Genomic DNA, 572 nt, shown 5'->3' with positions numbered 1-572 from the left:
CTTGATGAAGCAACATCTGCTTTAGATGCAAACAGTGAAAAGTTGGTGCAAGACGCCTTAGAAGGATTGATGCAAAATCGTACAACCTTGGTAATTGCACATCGTTTGGCAACAATTTTAAAAGCTGATCGCATTCTCGTGATGGATAAAGGCGCTCTTGTGGAAGAAGGAACCCATGCAGAACTTGTGGCAAAAAATGGCGTCTATGCTTACCTCGCAAAACTCCAATTTTCACCGGAGTAAGTGATCTTGATACAAGAGCAGTATCTTTAAGGACATAAACAGCACTCTTTTCAGACAGGCTATCAATTTGAATCTCTCATGGAAAAAGAGGGGCAAGCATTGAGAGGTTTTCCTTTTTAAAGTCTTAACGGGCTGTTTTTTTCTGCGTGAGACGGAGCATTTTTATAAAAATACTTCATCTGTGTACAGAATATAAAATGACACCCAGTTAATCTCTATGAACTATTAAGATGTGCAAGGAGTTCTCTTCATAACAGCACTGTCACGTTGATTTATAAGAGTAATTCATTGTTTTTCATGAGAGATCATGAATACCATAGGACTTTCTC

Annotated in this window: 1 pseudogene; it reads left to right on the top strand. The window is 38.5% G+C overall.

What is annotated here, in order from left to right:
* Positions 1 to 243 (top strand): annotated as a pseudogene (locus ACFIJQ_RS08915) (ABC transporter); the annotation flags it as partial.
* Between the last annotated feature and the right edge of the window lie 329 nt (positions 244 to 572).

This window comes from Bartonella sp. TT67HLJMS (genome assembly GCF_042193375.1).
Taxonomy (GTDB): Bacteria; Pseudomonadota; Alphaproteobacteria; order Rhizobiales; family Rhizobiaceae; genus Bartonella; species Bartonella grahamii.
Note: the sequence above shows the minus strand (reverse complement) of the source record. Positions and strands in the feature narration are given on the sequence as shown.